This window comes from Crossiella sp. SN42, from assembly GCF_023897065.1.
GTDB lineage: Bacteria > Actinomycetota > Actinomycetes > Mycobacteriales > Pseudonocardiaceae > Crossiella.
Genome location: NZ_JAMHIV010000054.1, coordinates 28,090 through 45,660 on the forward strand (window position 1 = coordinate 28,090; position 17,571 = coordinate 45,660).

Consider the following 17,571-nt stretch of genomic DNA (forward strand, 5'->3'; position numbering starts at 1 on the left):
CACAGCACTGGAACACACAGCCACGATCAGGAAGGCGGACCCGATGACGCCCCCGCACAACTACCTCGCGGTGATCAAGGTCGTCGGAATCGGCGGCGGCGGCGTCAACGCGGTGAACCGCATGATCGAGGTTGGGCTCAAGGGAGTCGAGTTCATCGCGGTGAACACCGACGCCCAGGCTTTGCTGATGTCAGACGCCGACGTGAAGCTCGACATCGGCCGCGAGCTGACCCGCGGTCTCGGCGCAGGCGCCAACCCCGAGGTCGGCCAGCGCGCCGCCGAGGACCACCGGGAAGAGATCGAAGAGGTCATCAAGGGCGCCGACATGGTCTTCGTGACCGCGGGCGAGGGCGGTGGCACGGGTACCGGCGGCGCGCCGGTGGTCGCCTCGATCGCCCGCAAGCTCGGCGCGCTGACCATCGGCGTGGTCACCCGCCCGTTCTCCTTCGAGGGCAAGCGGCGGGCCAAGCAGGCCGAGGACGGCATCCAGGCGCTGCGCAACGAGTGCGACACCTTGATCGTCATCCCGAACGACCGGCTGCTGCAGCTGGGCGACATCGGCGTCAGCCTGATGGACGCCTTCCGCTCGGCCGATGAGGTGCTGCTCTCCGGTGTGCAGGGCATCACCGACCTGATCACCACCCCCGGTCTGATCAACCTGGACTTCGCCGACGTCAAGAGCGTCATGTCCGGCGCGGGCAGCGCGCTGATGGGCATCGGCTCGGCCAGGGGCGAGGGCCGCGCGGTGCAGGCCGCGGGCAAGGCGATCAACTCGCCGCTGCTGGAAGCCTCGATGGAGGGCGCGCACGGCGTGCTGCTGTCCATCGCGGGTGGCTCGGACCTCGGCCTGTTCGAGATCAACGAGGCCGCCTCGCTGGTCCAGGAGGCCGCGCACCCCGAGGCCAACATCATCTTCGGTACGGTCATCGACGACTCGCTCGGCGACGAGGTCAGGGTCACCGTGATAGCCGCTGGGTTCGACGGCGGCACGCCGACGCACAAGAAGCTGGAGCCCGCCCCGGTCACCTCGCGTGCCCCGGTGGCCCCGGCCCAGGCCGGCCAGGTCGGCGGCAACCCCCAGCAGCAGCCCGAGCAACCGCAGCAGGCGGCTCCCCAGCCGCCGCCTCAGCAGCAGACCTACCAGCCGGCTCCGCAGCCGCAGACCTACCAGCAGCCGCAGGCCCAGCCCGCGCCGCAGCCGGTCGTGCAGCAGCCCCCGGCCCCGCAGCCGCCGCAGGCCAACCCGATGAACCCGCTGCCGCCGCGCACCTCCTCCGGCCTGCCCCCGGTCAGCTCCGGTCTCGGCGGCAGCCTGCCGTCCCGCTCGGTCCCGATCACCGACGAGCCGGATGACGACGAGGTCGACGTCCCGCCGTTCATGCGCCGCTGACCAACCCTCGCCAGCACGCCGTGCCGCCCAGCGACACGGCGTGTTCGCTTTTCCGGGTTCGGCCAACACGGCGGTGGGGGACGGGGTGCGGCGCGCTAACGTTCGGGCGTGCGCATTCGTCGGGTCATCACCACGCGGGCGGGCGGGGCTTCGCTTGCGCCGTACGAGTCCTTCAACCTCGGCGACCACGTCGGGGACGCGCCGGAGGCGGTGAGCGCGAACCGGAAGCGGCTGGCCGAGGGGATCGGGCTGTCCGCGGACCGGCTGGTCTGGATGGAGCAGGTGCACGGCCGCACGGTCACCACCGTGGACGGGCCGGGTGACACCCCCGCCGAGGCCACCGACGCGCTGGTCACCGCGACGCCGGGGCTGGCGCTGGTGGCGCTGACCGCGGACTGCGTGCCGGTGCTGCTCGGCGACGCCGAGGCCGGGGTGGTCGCCGCGGTGCACGCGGGCCGGGTGGGCGCCAGGGTCGGCGTGCTGCCCGCGGCGCTGCGCGCGATGGACGCGGCAGGCGCCCGGATCGACCGGGTGGAGGCGTTGCTCGGGCCCTCGGTGTGCGGGGAGTGCTACGAGGTGCCGCAGGCCATGCAGGACGACGTGGCCGCGCACCTGCCCGGCGCGGCCTGCAAGACGCGCAAGGGCACGCCGGGGCTGGACCTGCGGGCCGGGCTCTGGCAGCAGCTCGCCGACGCCGGGGTGGCCAAGGTCGGGCTGGACCCGCGCTGCACGGTGGAGGACAAGACCCTGTTCAGCCACCGCCGGGACGGCCAGACCGGTCGGCTGGCCTCGGTGGTCTGGGTGGAGGCGGAATGAGCGGCGCGCTGAGCAGGGAGGAGCGCAAGGCCGAGCTGGCCGCGGCGCTGGCCGAGATCCAGGAGCGGATCGCCACCGCCTGCGCCAAGGCCGGGCGGGACCCTGCCGAGGTCCAGCTGCTGCCCATCACCAAGAACTTCCCGGCCTCCGACGTGGCCCTGCTGACCGAGCTGGGCTGCACCGAGTTCGGCGAGTCCAGGGAGCAGGAGGCCAGCGCCAAGGCCGCCGAGCTGGCCGAGGCCGGCATCCACCCGCGCTGGCACCTGATCGGCAGGCTCCAGCGCAACAAGGCCCGCGCGGTGCTCCGCTGGGCCGGAGTCATCCAGACGGTGGACAGCGTCCGGCTGGCCGAGGCGCTCGCCAAGGCGGTGGCCAAGGCCCGCGCCGAGGGCGAGCGGGAGGACCCGCTGGACGTGCTCGTTCAGCTGAGCCTGGACGGTGATCCACAGCGTGGCGGGGTCCCGCAAGATCAACTCGCTGAACTGGTGGCAAAGATCACGCGATCGGGTGAACTGAACCTGAAAGGTGTGATGGCCGTCGCACCCCTAGGTAGTAATCCCCATGACGCTTTCGGGGAACTCGCTGAGGTGTCCGCGCGTCTAAGGAACGAGCATGCAGGTGCCGTCGTGGTGTCCGCAGGCATGAGCGGGGACTTGGAAGCGGCGATTGACCACGGCTCGACCTGTGTGCGTGTCGGAACCTCGTTGCTCGGCGGACGGCGGCTAACCTCGCCATAGCCCGTGGAGCGGAGGCCACGGTGGGTGAGGTCGACCAGAAGTAGGAAGGGCTGGCGATGAGCGCGCTCCAGAAGCTGAAGGCCTACTTCGGAATGGTCCCTGCCGACGAAGTCGACCGGTACGCCACCGAAGAGGACGACCGCTACCACGGCCGCAGCCGGGAGTACGCGGACGACTACGGCGACCGGGACTACGGAGACCGCCGCTACGCCGAGGCCGACTACGAGTCCTACCCCGAGCGGGGCTCGCGCCGGCGCCGGTTCGGCACCTACCGCCCTGAACTGGTCGAAGACGTCGACGACTACGAGCCGGAACCCGAGCCCGCGCGCACGCGCAGGCCGTGGGCGGCCACCACGTCGACGCCGAGCGTCTCCAGTGTGCCGCCCACCCGCGGCGCGCTGGCCGTCGACCCGCAGACCCAGCACGAGCCGACCCCGCGGACCCGTGCCGTCATCGAGCACCCCTCGCACCCGCTCAGCCGGATCACCACCCTGGCCCCGCGCAGCTACCTGGAGGCGCGGACCATCGGCGAGCACTACCGCGAGGGCACCCCGGTGATCATCAACCTGACCGGCATGGCGGACGCCGACGCACGTCGTCTGGTGGACTTCGCGGCCGGTCTGGCCTTCGCGCTGCGGGGCGACATCGACAAGGTCACCAACAAGGTGTTCCTTCTCTCACCACCCAACGTCGACGTCACGGCGGAAGATCGCCGGCGGTTGGCGGAGGGTGGCTACTTCAGTCAGAGCTAGAAAGTGGCAGAGTGGAGGCGTGCAACCGGTCTGGGTCATCGCCTATTACCTGCTTTTCGCCTTCTGGCTGCTGCTGACCGCCAGGGTGGTCGTCGAGCTCGTCCGATCGTTCGCCAGAGAGTGGCGGCCGGCGGGCGGGGTTGCGGTGACGCTGGAGACCATCTACACAGTGACCGACCCCCCGGTCTCCCTGGCTCGTCGGGTGATCCCGATGGTCCGGATCGGGGGCATCGGACTGGACTTGTCGATTATGGTGCTGCTGCTGGTCGTGTTCATCCTGATGCGGCTGGTGCCGATCTCGTGACGGGGAACGAGATCAAAAAGCTGCCCCGAGTGCGTGAGGTGATCTGATGGGCTTGACCCCCGCCGACGTTCATAATGTGGCGTTCAGTAAGCCGCCGATAGGCAAGCGGGGCTACAACGAGGACGAGGTCGATGCCTTCCTCGACCTCATCGAGGCCGAGCTCGCCAGGCTGATCGAGGAGAACAACGACCTGCGCCAGCAGGTCGAACAGCTCGACAGCCAGCTGAGCAACGCCCGCGTTGAGCTCGAGGACGCGCGGACCAAGACCGTCGCGGGCGGGCACTCCCCGGTCCGCTCGGTCGACGAGCCGCGTCGCCTCACCCCCGTGCCCCCGCCCAGCGTGATGGAGCAGACCTCCCCTGGAGGCGACCACCACGTGCAGGCAGCCAAGGTCCTCGGCCTGGCTCAGGAGATGGCCGACCGGCTCACCGGTGAGGCCAAGGCAGAGTCCGACGGCATGCTGTCGGAAGCCCGGACCAAGTCCGAGCAGCTGCTCTCCGAGGCCCGTGCCAAGGCCGACAGCATGGTCAACGAGGCCCGTACCAGGGCGGAGACCATGCTCAACGACGCGCGTACCCGTGCCGAGACCCTGGAGCGTCAGGCCAGGGAGAAGGCTTCGGCCCTCGAACGGGACGCCCAGCGCAAGCACACCGAGGTGATGGGCTCCATCACCCAGGAGAAGAACGCGCTGGAGAAGAAGCTCGACACGCTGCGCACCTTCGAGCGTGAGTACCGCACCAGGTTGAAGACCTTCCTGGAGTCCCGCCTGCAGGAACTGATCGACCAGGGTTCGGCCGCACCCGCGGCGCCGACGGAGAGCCGGGCCAACCAGTCCGGGTACACCTTCGGCACCCGTGCGGCAGAGGCCGGCTGATCCCGGGCAGTAGGGAGTAGGTCAGGTGCTGTACCTGGTCCTGCTGCTGGTGCTGGCCGCCTTCGGGCTGCTGGTCACCGCCCTGGTCTCCGGGGTGACCGCCTGGGCGTGGGGTTCGGTCGTCGCGAGCGTGGCAGCCGCGCTGCTGCTGTTCGCGGACTGGATCCTGCGCCGACGCCGGGCGCTCGCCACGGATCCGGAGCCGGCTGCTGATGGGGAAGTCGGCCGTCCGGATGCTGGAGAACACGCCGAGGCGGTCAGCACCGCGCGGGAGAAGGTCGCAACCGGGCCTGAGGACGACGTGCACGCCGGGGATGCCGCCGAGAAGGCGGCATCCCCGGCCAAGCCGTCCACGGGCGCCGCGGCCGAACCTGGCGAGGAGGACACCGACGCGGCCGACCTGCTGGTCGTCAGCTCGCTGGCCGAGGAGGTCAGGGTGGTCGACGAGCACCCGCGCTACCACCTGGCCGAGTGCACCTGGCTCACCGGCTCGGCCACGCTGCGCCTGCCCGTGCGGGAGGCCCGCGAGCTGGGCTTCACCCCCTGCGGGCGCTGCACCCCGGACCGCAGCCTCGCGGCAGCACACCGGGCCGGACGCACCCGCTGAGCCGGCCGCACGGTCCAAGTCGCATCCCGTCTGATCACTCTCAAGTTGCCTAAGTAGTACCAACTCACCCACAGTGACCCCATTCGGGGGAGCACAACGGGGTCCGCAACCTGTATGGCCTAACGGGCGCTCAGCCCGGCCAGGGCGGCAACCGATTTGCCTGCCCGGTTACTCTTGACAACACAGGCACCGATCCGGCCATCACCGGGGAGCCTCCGGAAGAACAGGCGGTCCGCCGCCCCAGTAGAACCGGACGGGACGGCCCGTCACAGCCGACAAACGAGTGGCCAGACCCGCGAGGGCCTGGCAAGCGGGGTGGTACCGCGGAGCGCCGGCCACGGCGCGTCGTCCCCGTGTGGGCGCGAGCCCGTACGACGCCGGACGAACCGCACGCGAGGAGCACCCCTCCCATGGCTTACCCCAAGGTCCAACTCGACAGCGCGCCGGGCGTGCCAGCCCAGCCGTCCTTCCCCGTGCTGGAGCAGGACGTGCTGGCCTACTGGGCCGCCGACCGGACCTTCGAGGCGAGCATCGACAACCGCCCGGCCGGGGAGAACGGCCGCAACGAGTTCGTCTTCTACGACGGCCCGCCCTTCGCCAACGGCCTGCCGCACTACGGGCACCTGCTCACCGGCTACGTCAAGGACGTGGTGCCGCGCTACCAGACCATGCTGGGCCGCCGGGTCGAGCGCCGCTTCGGCTGGGACTGCCACGGCATGCCCGCCGAGGTCGCGGTGGAGAAGGAACTCGGCATCACGCACAAGTCCGAGATCGAGCAGCTGGGCATCGAGAAGTTCAACGACGCCTGCCGCACCTCGGTGCTGCGCTTCACCGGCGACTGGCGGGACTACGTCACCCGGCAGGCCCGCTGGGTGGACTTCGACAACGACTACAAGACCCTGGACCTCCCGTACATGGAGAGCGTCATGTGGGCCTTCAAGTCGCTGTGGGACAAGGGCCTGGTCTACGAGGGCTTCCGGGTGCTCTGGTACTGCTGGCGCTGCGAGACGCCGCTGTCCAACACCGAGACCAAGATGGACGACGTCTACCGCGACCGGCAGGACCCCGCGGTCACCGTGGGCATGCGGCTGGAGTCCGGCGAGCTGGCCCTGGTCTGGACGACCACGCCGTGGACGCTGCCCAGCAACCTGGCCATGGCCGTGCACCCGGACGTGGACTACGTGGTGGTCGAGCACGAGGGCGAGCAGTACCTGCTGGCCGAGGCCAGGCTGGCCGCCTACGCCCGCGAGCTGGGCGAGGACGCCGCCGAGCACGTGGTGCGCCGCTACACCGGGGCCGAGCTGCTCGGCCGCAAGTACACCCCGGTGTTCCCGTTCTTCGCCGGGCGGGAGAACGCGCACCAGATCCTCGGCGCGGACTACGTGACCACCGAGGACGGCACCGGCATCGTGCACATCGCGCCCGCCTTCGGTGAGGACGACAAGGCCGTCACCGACGCCGCGGGCATCGAGGTGGTCGTCCCGGTCGACGCCAGGGGCGAGTTCACCTCCGAGGTGCCGCCGTACGCGGGCACGCACGTCTTCGAGGCGAACAAGCAGATCATCCGCGACCTCAAGGCCGCGGGCGTGCTGCTGCGCCACGAGACCTACGACCACCCGTACCCGCACTGCTGGCGCTGCGACAGCCCGCTGATCCAGCGCGCGGTGACCTCCTGGTTCGTCGCGGTCAGCCAGTTCAAGGACCGGATGGTCGAGCTGAACCAGCAGATCAACTGGGTGCCCGAGCACATCAAGGACGGGCAGTTCGGCAAGTGGCTGGAGAACGCCCGCGACTGGTCGATCTCGCGCAACCGGTACTGGGGCTCGCCGATCCCGGTGTGGGTCTCCGACGACCCGGCCTACCCGAGGATGGACGTCTACGGCTCGCTGGATGAGCTGGAGCGCGACTTCGGCGTGCGCCCGACCGAGCTGCACCGCCCGGTGGTGGACGACCTGGTGCGGCCGAACCCGGACGACCCGACCGGCAAGTCGATGATGCGCCGGGTGCCGGAGGTGCTGGACTGCTGGTTCGAGTCCGGCTCGATGTCCTTCGCCCAGGTGCACTACCCGTTCGAGAACCGCGAGTGGTTCGACGACCACTACCCGGGTGACTTCATCGTGGAGTACACCGCGCAGACCCGCGGCTGGTTCTACACCATGCACGTGCTGGCCACCGCGCTGTTCGACCGGCCTGCCTTCCGCAACTGCCTGGTGCACGGCACCGTGCTGGGCGACGACGGGCAGAAGATGTCCAAGTCGAAGCAGAACTACCCGGACGTCCGGGAGGTCTTCGACCGGGACGGCTCCGACGCCATGCGCTGGTTCCTGCTGGCCAGCCCGGTCTCCCGGGGCGGCGACCTGAGCGTGACCGAGCGCGGCATCAGGGACGCGGTGCGCCAGGCCGTGCTGCCGCTGTGGAACTCCTGGTACTTCCTCTCCCTCTACGCCAACGCGGCCGGGGTGGAAGGGAAGTGGCGGGTCGACAGCGCGCACGTGCTGGACCGGTACGTGCTGGCCAAGACGCACGACCTGGTCAAGGCGGTGCGCACCTCGCTGGACGGCTACGACCTGTCCACCGCGCACCAGGCGGTCCGGGAGTTCCTGGAGGTGCTGACCAACTGGTACGTGCGCCGTTCCCGGGAGCGGTTCTGGGCCGGTGAGCAGGACGCGGTGGACACCCTGCACACGGTGCTGGAGGTGGTCTGCCGGACGGTGGCGCCGCTGCTGCCGCTGACCACCGAGGCGGTCTGGCGCGGGCTGACCGGCGAGCGCTCGGTGCACCTCACCGACTTCCCCGAGGTGGCCGACCTGCCCGCCGATGACAAGCTGGTCGCGGCCATGGACGAGGTGCGGCAGGTCTGCTCCACCGCGCTGTCGTTGCGCAAGGCGAACAAGCTGCGGGTCCGGCTGCCGCTGGCCAAGCTCGTGGTGGCCGCGCCGTACGCGGCGGACCTGGCCCCGTTCCTGGAGCTGATCCGGGACGAGGTCAACGTCAAGGACGTGGTGCTGACCACCGACGTGGCCGCGCACGGCCGGGTCGAGCTGGCGGTCAACGCCCGCGTCTGCGGCCCCCGGCTGGGCAAGGACGTGCAGAAGGTGATCAAGGCGGTCAAGGCCGGGGAGTGGACCACCAGCGAGACCGGCGCGGTGGTGGCGGCCGGGATCGAGCTGCTGCCCGCGGAGTACGAGCAGCGGCTGGTCTCCTCCGATCCCGGCGCGGCGGCCGCGCTGCCCGGCGGCTCCGGCCTGGTCGTGCTGGACACCGAGGTGACCGCGGAGCTGGCCGCCGAGGGCCTGGCCCGCGACCTGGTCCGGGTGATCCAGCAGGCCCGCAGGGAGGCGGCGCTGGACGTCTCGGACCGGATCGCGCTGACCGTGGAGGTGCCGGATGAGGTGCGTCCCGCGGTGGAGCGCTTCGCCGAGTTCATCGCGGCGGAGACGCTGGCCGTGGCGCTGACCCACGGTCCGGCCGGGGACGCCGGGTTCGGCGGCTCGGTGGGCGAGGGCACCGCGGTGCGGGTCGCGGTCGCCAAGTCCTGACGGTGCTTGGCCGGCACGACCGTACGGTACCGTACGGTCGTGCCAGCCAAGATCAGGAAGACCCGCGCGGACTGGACCACCGCCGCGCTGGCCGCACTCGCCGAGGGCGGCCTCGCCGCGGTGGCCATCGAACCGCTGGCCGTCCGGGTCGGCGCCACCAAAGGCAGTGCCTACTGGCATTTCGCCAACCGGGAGGCGCTGCTGGTGGCCACCCTGGAGCGCTGGGAGCAGGAGCACACCGAGGCCGTGATCGCGCTGGCCGAACAGGAAACCGATCCGGCGCACCGGTTGCGGCTGCTCTTCGCCAGCGTGCTGGACCGGCCGGAGGGCAACGCGGTCGAGCTGGCCCTGCTGGCCGCGGGCGACGATCCGGTCATCCGTCCGGTGCTGGACCGGGTGACCGACCGCCGGATCGCTTACCTGTCAACGCTTTTCGCCCAGTGCGGCTTCGGTAAGGCGGATGCCAGGCGGCGCGCGGTGCTGGCCTACAGCGCCTACCTCGGGCACGCGCACCTGTTCCGGATGGCCCCGGCCGCGATGCCCCGTTCGCGCGCGCAGCGGCGGGCGCACCTGGACGCCTCGATGGCGGCATTGCTCAGCAAGGAGAACGGTTCGGGGTGATTCCCCAAGCTTATCCCGGCCAGCGCCTCTGGGTACAGAGTCATGCACGATTCATCGCAATTACCGAAAAATGGGTTCTGAGCAGCCACAATGGACACGCCAGAGTTTTAGTCTGATGTCCGGAGGCGCCGTATGACCGACCTGACGACCGTGCTCGGAATCGGCGCCGGGGTGCTCCTGGTGGCGGTGCTCGCCGTGCGCGTGTCCGTCCGGCTCGGCCTACCGTCTCTGTTGCTGTACCTCGGAATCGGGCTTGTCATCGGCGAGTCCGGCTTCGGCATCCAGTTCTCCGACGCCGACCTCACCCAGTCCCTCGGCATCGCCGCGCTGGTGCTGATCCTGGCCGAGGGTGGCCTCACCACCCGCTGGTCTGCGGTGAAACCCGCGCTGGGCCTGGGGATCGCACTGTCCACAGTGGCCGTCGCGGTGAGCATCGCGGTCACCGGCGGGCTGCTGCACCTGATCCTGGACCTGGAGTGGCGCACCGCGCTGCTGTGGGGCGCGGTGCTCTCCTCCACCGACGCGGCCGCGGTGTTCAGCGTGCTGCGCGGAGTCGGGGTGAGCAAACGGCTGGCCGGCGCGCTGGAACTGGAGTCCGGGCTCAACGACGCGCCGGTGTACCTGGCCGTGGTGCTGCTGGCCGGCACCGACCCGTTCACCTGGTGGACACCGGCGCTGGTGGTCTACGAGCTGGTGATCGGCGCCGCGCTGGGCATCGGGATGGGCTGGCTGGGCGCGGCCGCGTTGCGCCGGGCGGCGCTGCCGGCCACCGGTCTCTATCCACTCGCGACGGTCGGGGTGTGCGTGCTGGCCTACGCCGCCGCCCAGGGCGTGCACGGCGCGGGCCTGCTCTCGGCCTACGTGGCGGGGCTGGTGCTGGGCAACGCCCGGCTGCCACACCGCGCGGACACACTGTCCTTCGCCGAGGGCCTCGGCTGGCTGGCCCAGATCGGCCTGTTCGTGCTGCTGGGCCTGTACGCTTCGCCGTCCCGGCTGTTCGACGTGCTGGTCCCGGCCCTGGTCGCCGGTGGCGTGCTGCTGCTGGTGGCCCGCCCGCTGTCGGTGATGCTCTCGGCCACCCCGTTCCGCCTGCCCTGGCGGGAACAGACCTTCCTGGCCTGGTCCGGCCTGCGCGGCGCGGTGCCCATCGTGCTGGCGATGATCCCGGTTACCCAGGGCGTGGAGGGCGCGCAGACCCTGGTGGACGTGGTGTTCGTGCTGGTGGTGCTGCTGACCCTGATCCAGGGCAGCACGCTGCCGGTGCTGGCCCGCTGGCTGGGGCTGGTGCGCAGGGGCGAGATGCAGGAGGTCCAGGTGGACGCCGGCCCGCTGGACGAGCTGGGCGCGGAGCTGCTGCAGATCCGCATCCCGAAGGGCTCCAAGCTGCACGGCGTCTACGTCTCCGAGCTGCGCCTGCCCGGGGGCGCCACGGTGAGCCTGGTGGTCCGCGCGGGCAAGGGCTTCACCCCGCAGCCGGTGACCCGCCTCCAGTTCGACGACCAGCTGCTGGTGGTCACCACCGAGACCGCGCGGGACGAGGCGGAGAAACGCATCCGCGCCATCGACCGGGCCGGCCGCTACGCGCACTGGCGCGGCGAGCGCGGCGACGGTTAGCCGGTGCAGTCGGTGGGCACCCACTCCGCGATCACGTCCGCGGCGACCACCACGATGCTCCCGGTCAGGCAGACGATCTCGTGCCGCACCCCGCGCTCGTGCGGCAGCAGCTCGTCCAGGAACACCTCCCTGGGCAGCTCGCCCGGCGGGTCGAAGGTGTGCTCGGTGACGCCGGTGTAGCGCAGCACCAGGTCCGCGTCGTGCTTCCAGCAGCTGTGCCGCAGCTCCAGCACGAGCCGGTCACCGTCGGCGCGGAGCTCGGCGGGCTTGAGGTCCTTCACGCACCGCTTGCCGAAGAAGTCGTAGTGCTCGGCCTCGGTGGCGAAGGCTCGCGCGCCCGGCGGCAGCTGGGGCGCGAGCGTGGGCAGCAGCTCAAGGTAGGGCTCGGGGTCGCTGTAGGTGGCGTTCTCGTCGAAGCGCACGATCACGTGTTCCATCGGGGCCGAGTCTGCCACCCGGGCCAAGCCGTTTCCTGGCCGGTTCCAGCAGGCCGACCGCGGCTGGCCAACGGCTGGCGTCCTGGGTCGGCAGAATGGCGGCATGTCCCGCACCGTGCTGATCACCGGGGCCAACCGCGGCATCGGCCTGGCCACCGCCCGGCTGCTGGCCGCCGAGGGCGACCGGGTGATCATGACCGCCCGCCGCCCGGAAACCCTGTCGGCGGACGGCTTCGCCGCTGACACCCGCCGGCTCGACGTCACCGATCCGGTCTCGATCGTCCGCCTGGCCGAGGAGCTGCGCGCGGACTACGGCCACCTGGACGTCCTGGTCAACAACGCCGCCATCGACTACGACACCGACGCGCTGGCCAGCGCCGCCGACCTGGACCGCGTCCGGAAAGCCTTCGACACCAACCTCTTCGGCGCTTGGCAGGTCACCCTCGCTCTGCTGCCGCTGTTGCGGGAGAGCGCGCACCCGCGGATCGTGAACGTCTCCAGCGAGGCCGGCTCGATCAGCCGGCTCGGCGCGGGCACGCCCGGCTACAGCACCAGCAAGGCCGCCCTGAACGCCCTCACCCGGATTTTGGCCGCCGAGCTCGGCCGGCAGAACTTCCTGGTCAACGCGGTCTGCCCGGGCTGGGTGGCCACCGACATGGGCGGCGCGGGCGGCGGCCCGGTGTCCGAGGGCGCGGCCAGCGTGGCCTGGGCCGTCCGACTGCCCGATGGTGGTCCCACCGGCGGCTTCTTCCGGCACGGCGAGCCTTTGCCCTGGTAGCGACCCCGGTTAGACCATTTGTCCGACATCGTTTGGGGCCTGACGGCTCGCGCCCGACTGGCTAACTTCATGGCTCCTTCGCCCGAAAGGGTGCCCCTGTAAGGAGTCCACGATGTCGGGGAACCGCCGTCCCACCTGGCTGCTCGCCGCCGCCGCGCTGCTCTCCGGCGGCCTGCTGCTCGCACCCACCGCGGTGGCCATGCCGCTCGCGGACCCGGTGCTCGCCCTGCCCTTCGCCACCGGCCAGCAGACCTACTCGGCCGGGGTGCACTCGGACAACGGGCAGAGCGGGGTCAAGAACGCGATCGACTTCTCGCCCAGCGACGGCGTCGCCCGCTCGGCGGCCGAGGGCACAGTGCGGATCCAGCGCTGCGCCGGCGGCGACTGGGTCACCGTGGACCACGCGGGCGGCTGGCGCACCGGCTACTACCACCTGGAGGACATCCAGGTCCGCGACGGGCAGTCCGTCTCGGCCGGGACCCCGTTGGGGCGCACCGGGAACGCGCTGCCCTGCGGCGGGTCCAGCAGTGGCGCGCACGTGCACTTCACGCTGTGGCAGCTGGGCGCGGCGCCCAGCGCGGACTGGAGTGGACTGTCCTATGCGGACGTGAGCACCAAGGTCGCGGCCGAGGTCGGCGTGCCGGTGGACGGGAAGGTGCTGGGCGCCTGGCGGTTCCGCGCCGGGGCGCAGCAGTACTCCGGGCGCGCGGAGCGGGTCGGTGACGGGTTCAGCGTGTCGCTGCCCGGCCGGTTCCAGGTCTGAGCGCGGCGACGGGACGGCCCGTGGCGGAGCCGTCCCGGTGTTGTGCGTCACTGCGCGCTCAGCCGCGGTGGAACCATTCCTGCACTTCGTAGTCCGGTCGGTTCGGGTCGACGAAATCAGTTCGCCAGGCAATCCACAGCTGGCCCGGACGGTATTGCGACATCTTCGCCCAGACGTGCCGCTTGGCGTATCCCTGGTCGTAGAAGGCGTGGATGTGACCGGTGGACTGGCGGAACTCGGAATTGCTCCAGCCCCAGTCGCAGTTGGTCGGTGAGCACTTCCCGAACAGGCGCATGGTCCAGCCCGCGTCGTGCACGATGCGGCAGATCGAGCCCTCGCAGACGGTGACCGACTGGCAGTCCCGCAGTTCGGCCCTGGCGATGCCGGTGGCGTTCGGGTCCGCGTTGTTCCAGTTGCCGTGCTCGACCGCGTGGCCACTGCAAAGCAGCGGGGCGGCGACTCCGTTGGGGGCCGCGAGCTTGGTTGTGACCCCGGCCGGCGCGGTCTCGGCCGGGATCGGCGGTTCGGCGGGTGCGGCCTGGGCCGCGGCCGTCGCGCCCAGGATCGCGCTGCTCATCATCATCGTCGCCACGGCTAATCGCACGAAGCCGCGCCGGATTCTGCTCGTGCTGGTTCTCTCCATGAAAGCCCCCTGGTGCGGAATTCCCGGGTGGATTCACCCGTCCGGTCAGGTTAGGGCGAATGGAAATATCAACTCGGCCTCGCCCGGGAATGCGCCCCAACCGGTGCCCGGCCAGCTGCCCGTTCGGCGAAGCCGGGTGGACCAGCGGCTTCCCGGTATCTGGAAAGGGGACTTCCCAAGTCGCCGGTCCGTCGGCTAACTTCGGGGCCAAGGTCATGAGTACCAGCGCACAGCCCCGGCTTGCTGGTCGGCAACCCTCCTACCGCGGTGGGGTGCTCCGGGTGAGGACCTGGTCCGTCGCGAGGTGCGGCGGGCAAGCGCGGACCTCCTGGCAGGTCCGATCAGGACCCCGGAGGGTTGTATGTCGCTCGCTGTCATCCCCGCGCAGGCCACCGCCACCACCGCGACCACCACTGCCGCCGTGCCCGCCGTTGTCGGCGCGCACACCGCGGTGCCGCTGGTCACCGGCGAGCGGGTGGCCTACGCCAACCTCGACCACGCGGCCAGCGCGCCGTGCCTGGCCGCGGTGCGCGACGCGGTGGACGAGCTGCTGCCCTACTACGCCAGCGTGCACCGCGGCGCCGGGTTCGCCTCGCAGGTGTGCACCAAGGTGTACGAGCAGGCCAGGGACGTGGTGCGGCGGTTCGTCGGGGCGCACGCCAGCGACGTGGTGGTCTTCACCCGCAACAGCACCGACGCGCTGAACCTGCTGGCCCGCAGTGTGCCCAGGGGCACCAGCGTGGTCACCTTCGACACCGACCACCATGCCGCGCTGCTGCCGTGGCGGGGTCCCAGGGTCACCCGGATCGCCACCCCGGACACCCCGCAGGGCGCCATCGGCGCGCTGGCCGAGGCGCTGCGGAACACGCCGGAGGGCGCGCGGCTGGTGGTGCTGACCGGGGCGTCCAACGTGACCGGTGAGCTGTGGCCGGTGCGCGAGCTGGCCGCGGTGGCCCGCCGCTTCGGCGCGCGGATCGTGCTGGACGCCGCGCAGCTGGCCCCGCACCGCCCGGTGGACATCCAGCAGCTCGACGTGGACTACGTGGTGCTCTCCGCGCACAAGCTCTACGCCCCCTACGGCAGCGGCGCGCTGGTCGGCCGGGCGGACTGGCTGCACCAGGCCGAGCCGTACCTGGTCGGCGGCGGCGCCACCAAGCACGTGGTGGACTGGGGCGACCACCTGGGCGTGGGCTGGGCGCCCGCGCCGGAGCGGCACGAGGCCGGTTCACCGAACGTGGTCGGCGTGCACGCCTTCGCCAGCGCCTGCCAGGCCATCACCCAGCACGGCTGGGACGCGATCATCGCGCACGAGGCCGAGCTGTTCGCCCGGCTGCGCGCCGGACTCAAGGCCATCCCCGGCCTGCGGGAGCTGTCGATCTTCGGCGCGGGGCAGGACCGGGTCGGTGTGGTGAGCTTCACGGTGGACGGCCAGGACCCCGGTCTGCTGGCCGCCGCGCTGTCCGCCGAGTACGGGATCGGGGTGCGCGACGGCGCGTTCTGCGCGCACATCGCCACCCGGCGGCTGCTCGGCCAGGCCGGGTCGGACAGCGACCGCGCGCTGCGGGTCAGCCTGGGTCTGGGCACCACCGCCGAGCACGTGGACCGGGTGCTGCTGGCGCTGCGCGAGCTGGTCGAGCACGGGCCGGGCTGGAAGTACGAGATCGTGGACGGCCGGTGGGCCCCGGTGAACGACCCGAGGCCGCTGCCGCCGTTCATCAACGCCTGAGGTCAGGGGTCGTCCCGGCGTACGGGACAATGGGGCGGTGAGCACCGACGACAAGCCGCCCCGCCGCCTGGTGCCGTTCGCCCTGGTGGCGCTGGCGGCCTTCGCGGCGGACCTGATCACCAAGGACCTCGCGGTCGCCGCGCTCGACGGGCAGCCGCCGGTCCGGGTGGCCGGTGGCGCGCTGTACCTGGTGCTGCTGCACAACCCCGGCGCGGCGTTCTCGCTGTTCCCCGGCCAGACCTGGCTGCTGACGCTGATCACCACGCTGGTCGTGCTGGCCATCCTGATCTTCGCGCCCCGGCTGCGCTCCACCGGCTGGGCCGTGGGCATCAGCCTGGTGCTGGGCGGCGCCCTGGGCAACCTGGCCGACCGGCTGACCCGCCCGCCCGGCTTCGCCGAGGGACATGTGGTGGACTTCCTGTCACTGTTCGCCCCCGACGGCAGCGTGTGGCCGGTGTTCAACATCGCCGACGCGGCCATCGTCAGCGGCGGCGTGCTCCTGGTGCTGCTGGCCCTCTTCGGCGTCGACTACGACGGCAGACGGGCCGGGCGCGGAGCAGATCAGACGAAGGCTGAGGCCACGGTGGAGGAAAACGCGTGAGTGACCAGAGGACCCTGCCGGTGCCGGACGGCCTGGACGGCATGCGAGTGGACGCGGGCCTGTCCAAACTGCTGGGCCTGTCCCGCACGGTCGCGGCCGGCCTGGCCGAGACCGGCGGAGTCCTGCTCGACGGCCAGCCCGCGGGCAAGTCCGACCGCCTGGTCGCCGGCTCCTGGCTGGAGGTCACCCTCCCCGAACCGGAACACCCCGCCCCGATGCTCGCCGCCCCGGTGGACGGCCTGGTCGTGCTGCACGAGGACGACGACATCGTGGTCATCGACAAACCGGTAGGCGTCGCCGTGCACCCCAGCCCCGGCTGGACCGGCCCCACGGTCGTCGCGGGCCTGGCCGCCGCGGGCATCCAGATCGCCACCTCCGGCGCGGCCGAGCGCCAGGGCGTGGTGCACCGGCTGGACGTGGGCACCACCGGCGTGATGGTGGTGGCCAAGAGCGAACACGCGTACTCGGTGCTGAAGCGGGCGTTCAAGGAACGGACCGTGGAGAAGCGGTACCACGCGTTGGTGCAAGGACATCCGGATCCCAGCCGGGGCACCATCGACGCCCCGATCGACCGGCACCCGCGACAGGACTACAAGTTCGCGGTGGTCGCCAGCGGCAAGCCGAGCGTCACGCACTACGAGGTGATGGAGGCGTTCCGGGCGGCGTCGCTGGTGGACGTGCGGCTGGAGACCGGCCGGACCCACCAGATCCGGGTGCACTTCTCGGCATTGCGGCATCCCTGCGTGGGGGATTTGACGTATGGCGCGGATCCGGTGCTGGCGAAGAAGCTCAACTTGACGCGGCAGTGGTTGCAGGCGCGGTCATTGGGCTTCCACCACCCGGCGCATGAGGGATGGGTGGAGTTCACCAGCGAGTACCCGGCGGACTTGCAGACGGCTTTGGACTCACTGCGCGCGGACAGCTGGTAAGCGAAAAGCCTTTGCCGAGGGGTGACAACCCACAAAGCGGGGCTCTCGTCTTCTCCGTACGGCCTGGAGACTGCTAACCGCATCCCCACCAGCGGACGCTCACAGCAACCGCCGCCGAGGCCACGCCACGCAACGGTGGCCGTTGGTGGGGATGTGGTTCGCTGTCGGAAGGTCGTGCGGAGAAGACGAGAGGCCCGCGAGCACGCTGGGTCTTGAGTCGGCAGCCTGCCCCGCCCCGCAACCTGCTCGTCCCGGCTTTTGACTTGTCCCCACCTCCGGGGGTCTGCCCGTCCGGCGAGGACATTCTTTTGATCTTCGGGGTTTCAGGCGAAGAGCGAAGATCAAAGTCAAGAGCGTCCTCGCCGGACGGGCAGAGATCAAAGCATGGGGGGAAAGTCAAAGTCAAAGGCCAAGACGCAGGCGGGTCTTGAGGTTCCCCA

At 71.0% G+C, this 17,571-nt stretch carries 17 protein-coding genes and 1 riboswitch; of the genes, 15 read left to right on the forward strand and 2 right to left on the reverse strand.

The genetic code is table 11. The annotated features are described in order from the left end of the window. Positions 1-43: 43 nt before the first annotated feature. From ftsZ to M8C13_RS41535, 10 genes are all read left to right on the forward strand, one after another. Positions 44-1,390 carry a cell division protein FtsZ gene (gene ftsZ / locus M8C13_RS41490; RefSeq protein WP_252486322.1) on the forward strand — a complete coding sequence of 449 codons (1,347 nt, stop codon included), beginning with the start codon at positions 44-46 and terminating at the stop codon, positions 1,388-1,390. A gap of 108 nt (positions 1,391-1,498) precedes the next feature. Then, entirely contained in the window at positions 1,499-2,206 is a 708-nt protein-coding gene (pgeF, locus tag M8C13_RS41495) for a peptidoglycan editing factor PgeF (protein ID WP_252486323.1), read from the forward strand. After that, positions 2,203-2,943 (forward strand): YggS family pyridoxal phosphate-dependent enzyme, encoded by a 741-nt coding sequence (locus M8C13_RS41500; protein WP_252486324.1) that lies wholly within the window; start codon positions 2,203-2,205, stop codon positions 2,941-2,943. Before pgeF ends, M8C13_RS41500 begins: the two co-directional genes overlap by 4 nt. A gap of 56 nt (positions 2,944-2,999) precedes the next feature. Further along, positions 3,000-3,695 carry a cell division protein SepF gene (locus M8C13_RS41505; protein WP_252486325.1) on the forward strand — a complete coding sequence of 232 codons (696 nt, stop codon included), beginning with the start codon at positions 3,000-3,002 and terminating at the stop codon, positions 3,693-3,695. A gap of 19 nt (positions 3,696-3,714) precedes the next feature. Further along, positions 3,715-3,999 carry a YggT family protein gene (locus M8C13_RS41510; RefSeq protein WP_252486326.1) on the forward strand — a complete coding sequence of 95 codons (285 nt, stop codon included), beginning with the start codon at positions 3,715-3,717 and terminating at the stop codon, positions 3,997-3,999. Between the two features lie 46 nt (positions 4,000-4,045). Beyond that, a complete protein-coding gene (locus M8C13_RS41515) occupies positions 4,046-4,873 on the forward strand; it encodes a DivIVA domain-containing protein (RefSeq protein ID WP_252486327.1) in 828 nt (275 codons plus the stop codon). A 25-nt stretch (positions 4,874-4,898) separates the two neighbouring features. Further along, positions 4,899-5,480 (forward strand): hypothetical protein, encoded by a 582-nt coding sequence (locus M8C13_RS41520; protein WP_252486328.1) that lies wholly within the window; start codon positions 4,899-4,901, stop codon positions 5,478-5,480. A 410-nt stretch (positions 5,481-5,890) separates the two neighbouring features. After that, on the forward strand, positions 5,891-9,019 hold the full coding sequence (ileS, locus tag M8C13_RS41525) for an isoleucine--tRNA ligase (protein ID WP_252486329.1): 3,129 nt from the start codon (positions 5,891-5,893) through the stop codon (positions 9,017-9,019). A gap of 39 nt (positions 9,020-9,058) precedes the next feature. Continuing rightward, on the forward strand, positions 9,059-9,640 hold the full coding sequence (locus M8C13_RS41530) for a TetR/AcrR family transcriptional regulator (protein ID WP_252486330.1): 582 nt from the start codon (positions 9,059-9,061) through the stop codon (positions 9,638-9,640). Between the two features lie 132 nt (positions 9,641-9,772). Beyond that, positions 9,773-11,254 (forward strand): potassium/proton antiporter, encoded by a 1,482-nt coding sequence (locus M8C13_RS41535; protein WP_252486331.1) that lies wholly within the window; start codon positions 9,773-9,775, stop codon positions 11,252-11,254. On the opposite strand, the gene M8C13_RS41540 is transcribed toward M8C13_RS41535, so the two are convergent. Further along, positions 11,251-11,691, reverse strand: coding sequence for a hypothetical protein (locus M8C13_RS41540; protein WP_252486332.1), 441 nt, complete (start codon positions 11,689-11,691; stop codon positions 11,251-11,253). The two genes, M8C13_RS41535 and M8C13_RS41540, sit on opposite strands and share 4 nt — an antisense overlap. Before the next feature lie 103 nt (positions 11,692-11,794). Between M8C13_RS41540 and M8C13_RS41545 the strand changes: the two genes are divergently transcribed. Both M8C13_RS41545 and M8C13_RS45215 read left to right on the forward strand, forming a co-directional pair. Beyond that, on the forward strand, positions 11,795-12,469 hold the full coding sequence (locus tag M8C13_RS41545) for an SDR family NAD(P)-dependent oxidoreductase (protein ID WP_252486333.1): 675 nt from the start codon (positions 11,795-11,797) through the stop codon (positions 12,467-12,469). A gap of 112 nt (positions 12,470-12,581) precedes the next feature. Then, a complete protein-coding gene (locus M8C13_RS45215) occupies positions 12,582-13,232 on the forward strand; it encodes a M23 family metallopeptidase (protein WP_305884058.1) in 651 nt (216 codons plus the stop codon). A 58-nt stretch (positions 13,233-13,290) separates the two neighbouring features. Here M8C13_RS45215 and M8C13_RS41555 read toward each other — a convergent pair whose 3' ends face one another. Then, positions 13,291-13,836, reverse strand: coding sequence for a hypothetical protein (locus M8C13_RS41555; RefSeq protein ID WP_252486334.1), 546 nt, complete (start codon positions 13,834-13,836; stop codon positions 13,291-13,293). Between the two features lie 250 nt (positions 13,837-14,086). Further along, positions 14,087-14,201: riboswitch (SAM riboswitch) on the forward strand. A gap of 35 nt (positions 14,202-14,236) precedes the next feature. Between M8C13_RS41555 and M8C13_RS41560 the strand changes: the two genes are divergently transcribed. The 3 genes from M8C13_RS41560 to M8C13_RS41570 are packed head-to-tail and all read left to right on the forward strand — an operon-like array spanning position 14,237 to position 17,131. Continuing rightward, positions 14,237-15,601: an aminotransferase class V-fold PLP-dependent enzyme gene (locus M8C13_RS41560; RefSeq protein ID WP_252486335.1), complete on the forward strand. Its 1,365-nt coding sequence runs from the start codon at positions 14,237-14,239 to the stop codon at positions 15,599-15,601. 37 nt (positions 15,602-15,638) lie between these two features. Beyond that, positions 15,639-16,202, forward strand: coding sequence for a signal peptidase II (gene lspA, locus M8C13_RS41565; protein WP_252486336.1), 564 nt, complete (start codon positions 15,639-15,641; stop codon positions 16,200-16,202). 41 nt (positions 16,203-16,243) lie between these two features. Next, on the forward strand, positions 16,244-17,131 hold the full coding sequence (locus M8C13_RS41570) for an RluA family pseudouridine synthase (protein WP_252486341.1): 888 nt from the start codon (positions 16,244-16,246) through the stop codon (positions 17,129-17,131). Positions 17,132-17,571: the final 440 nt, after the last annotated feature.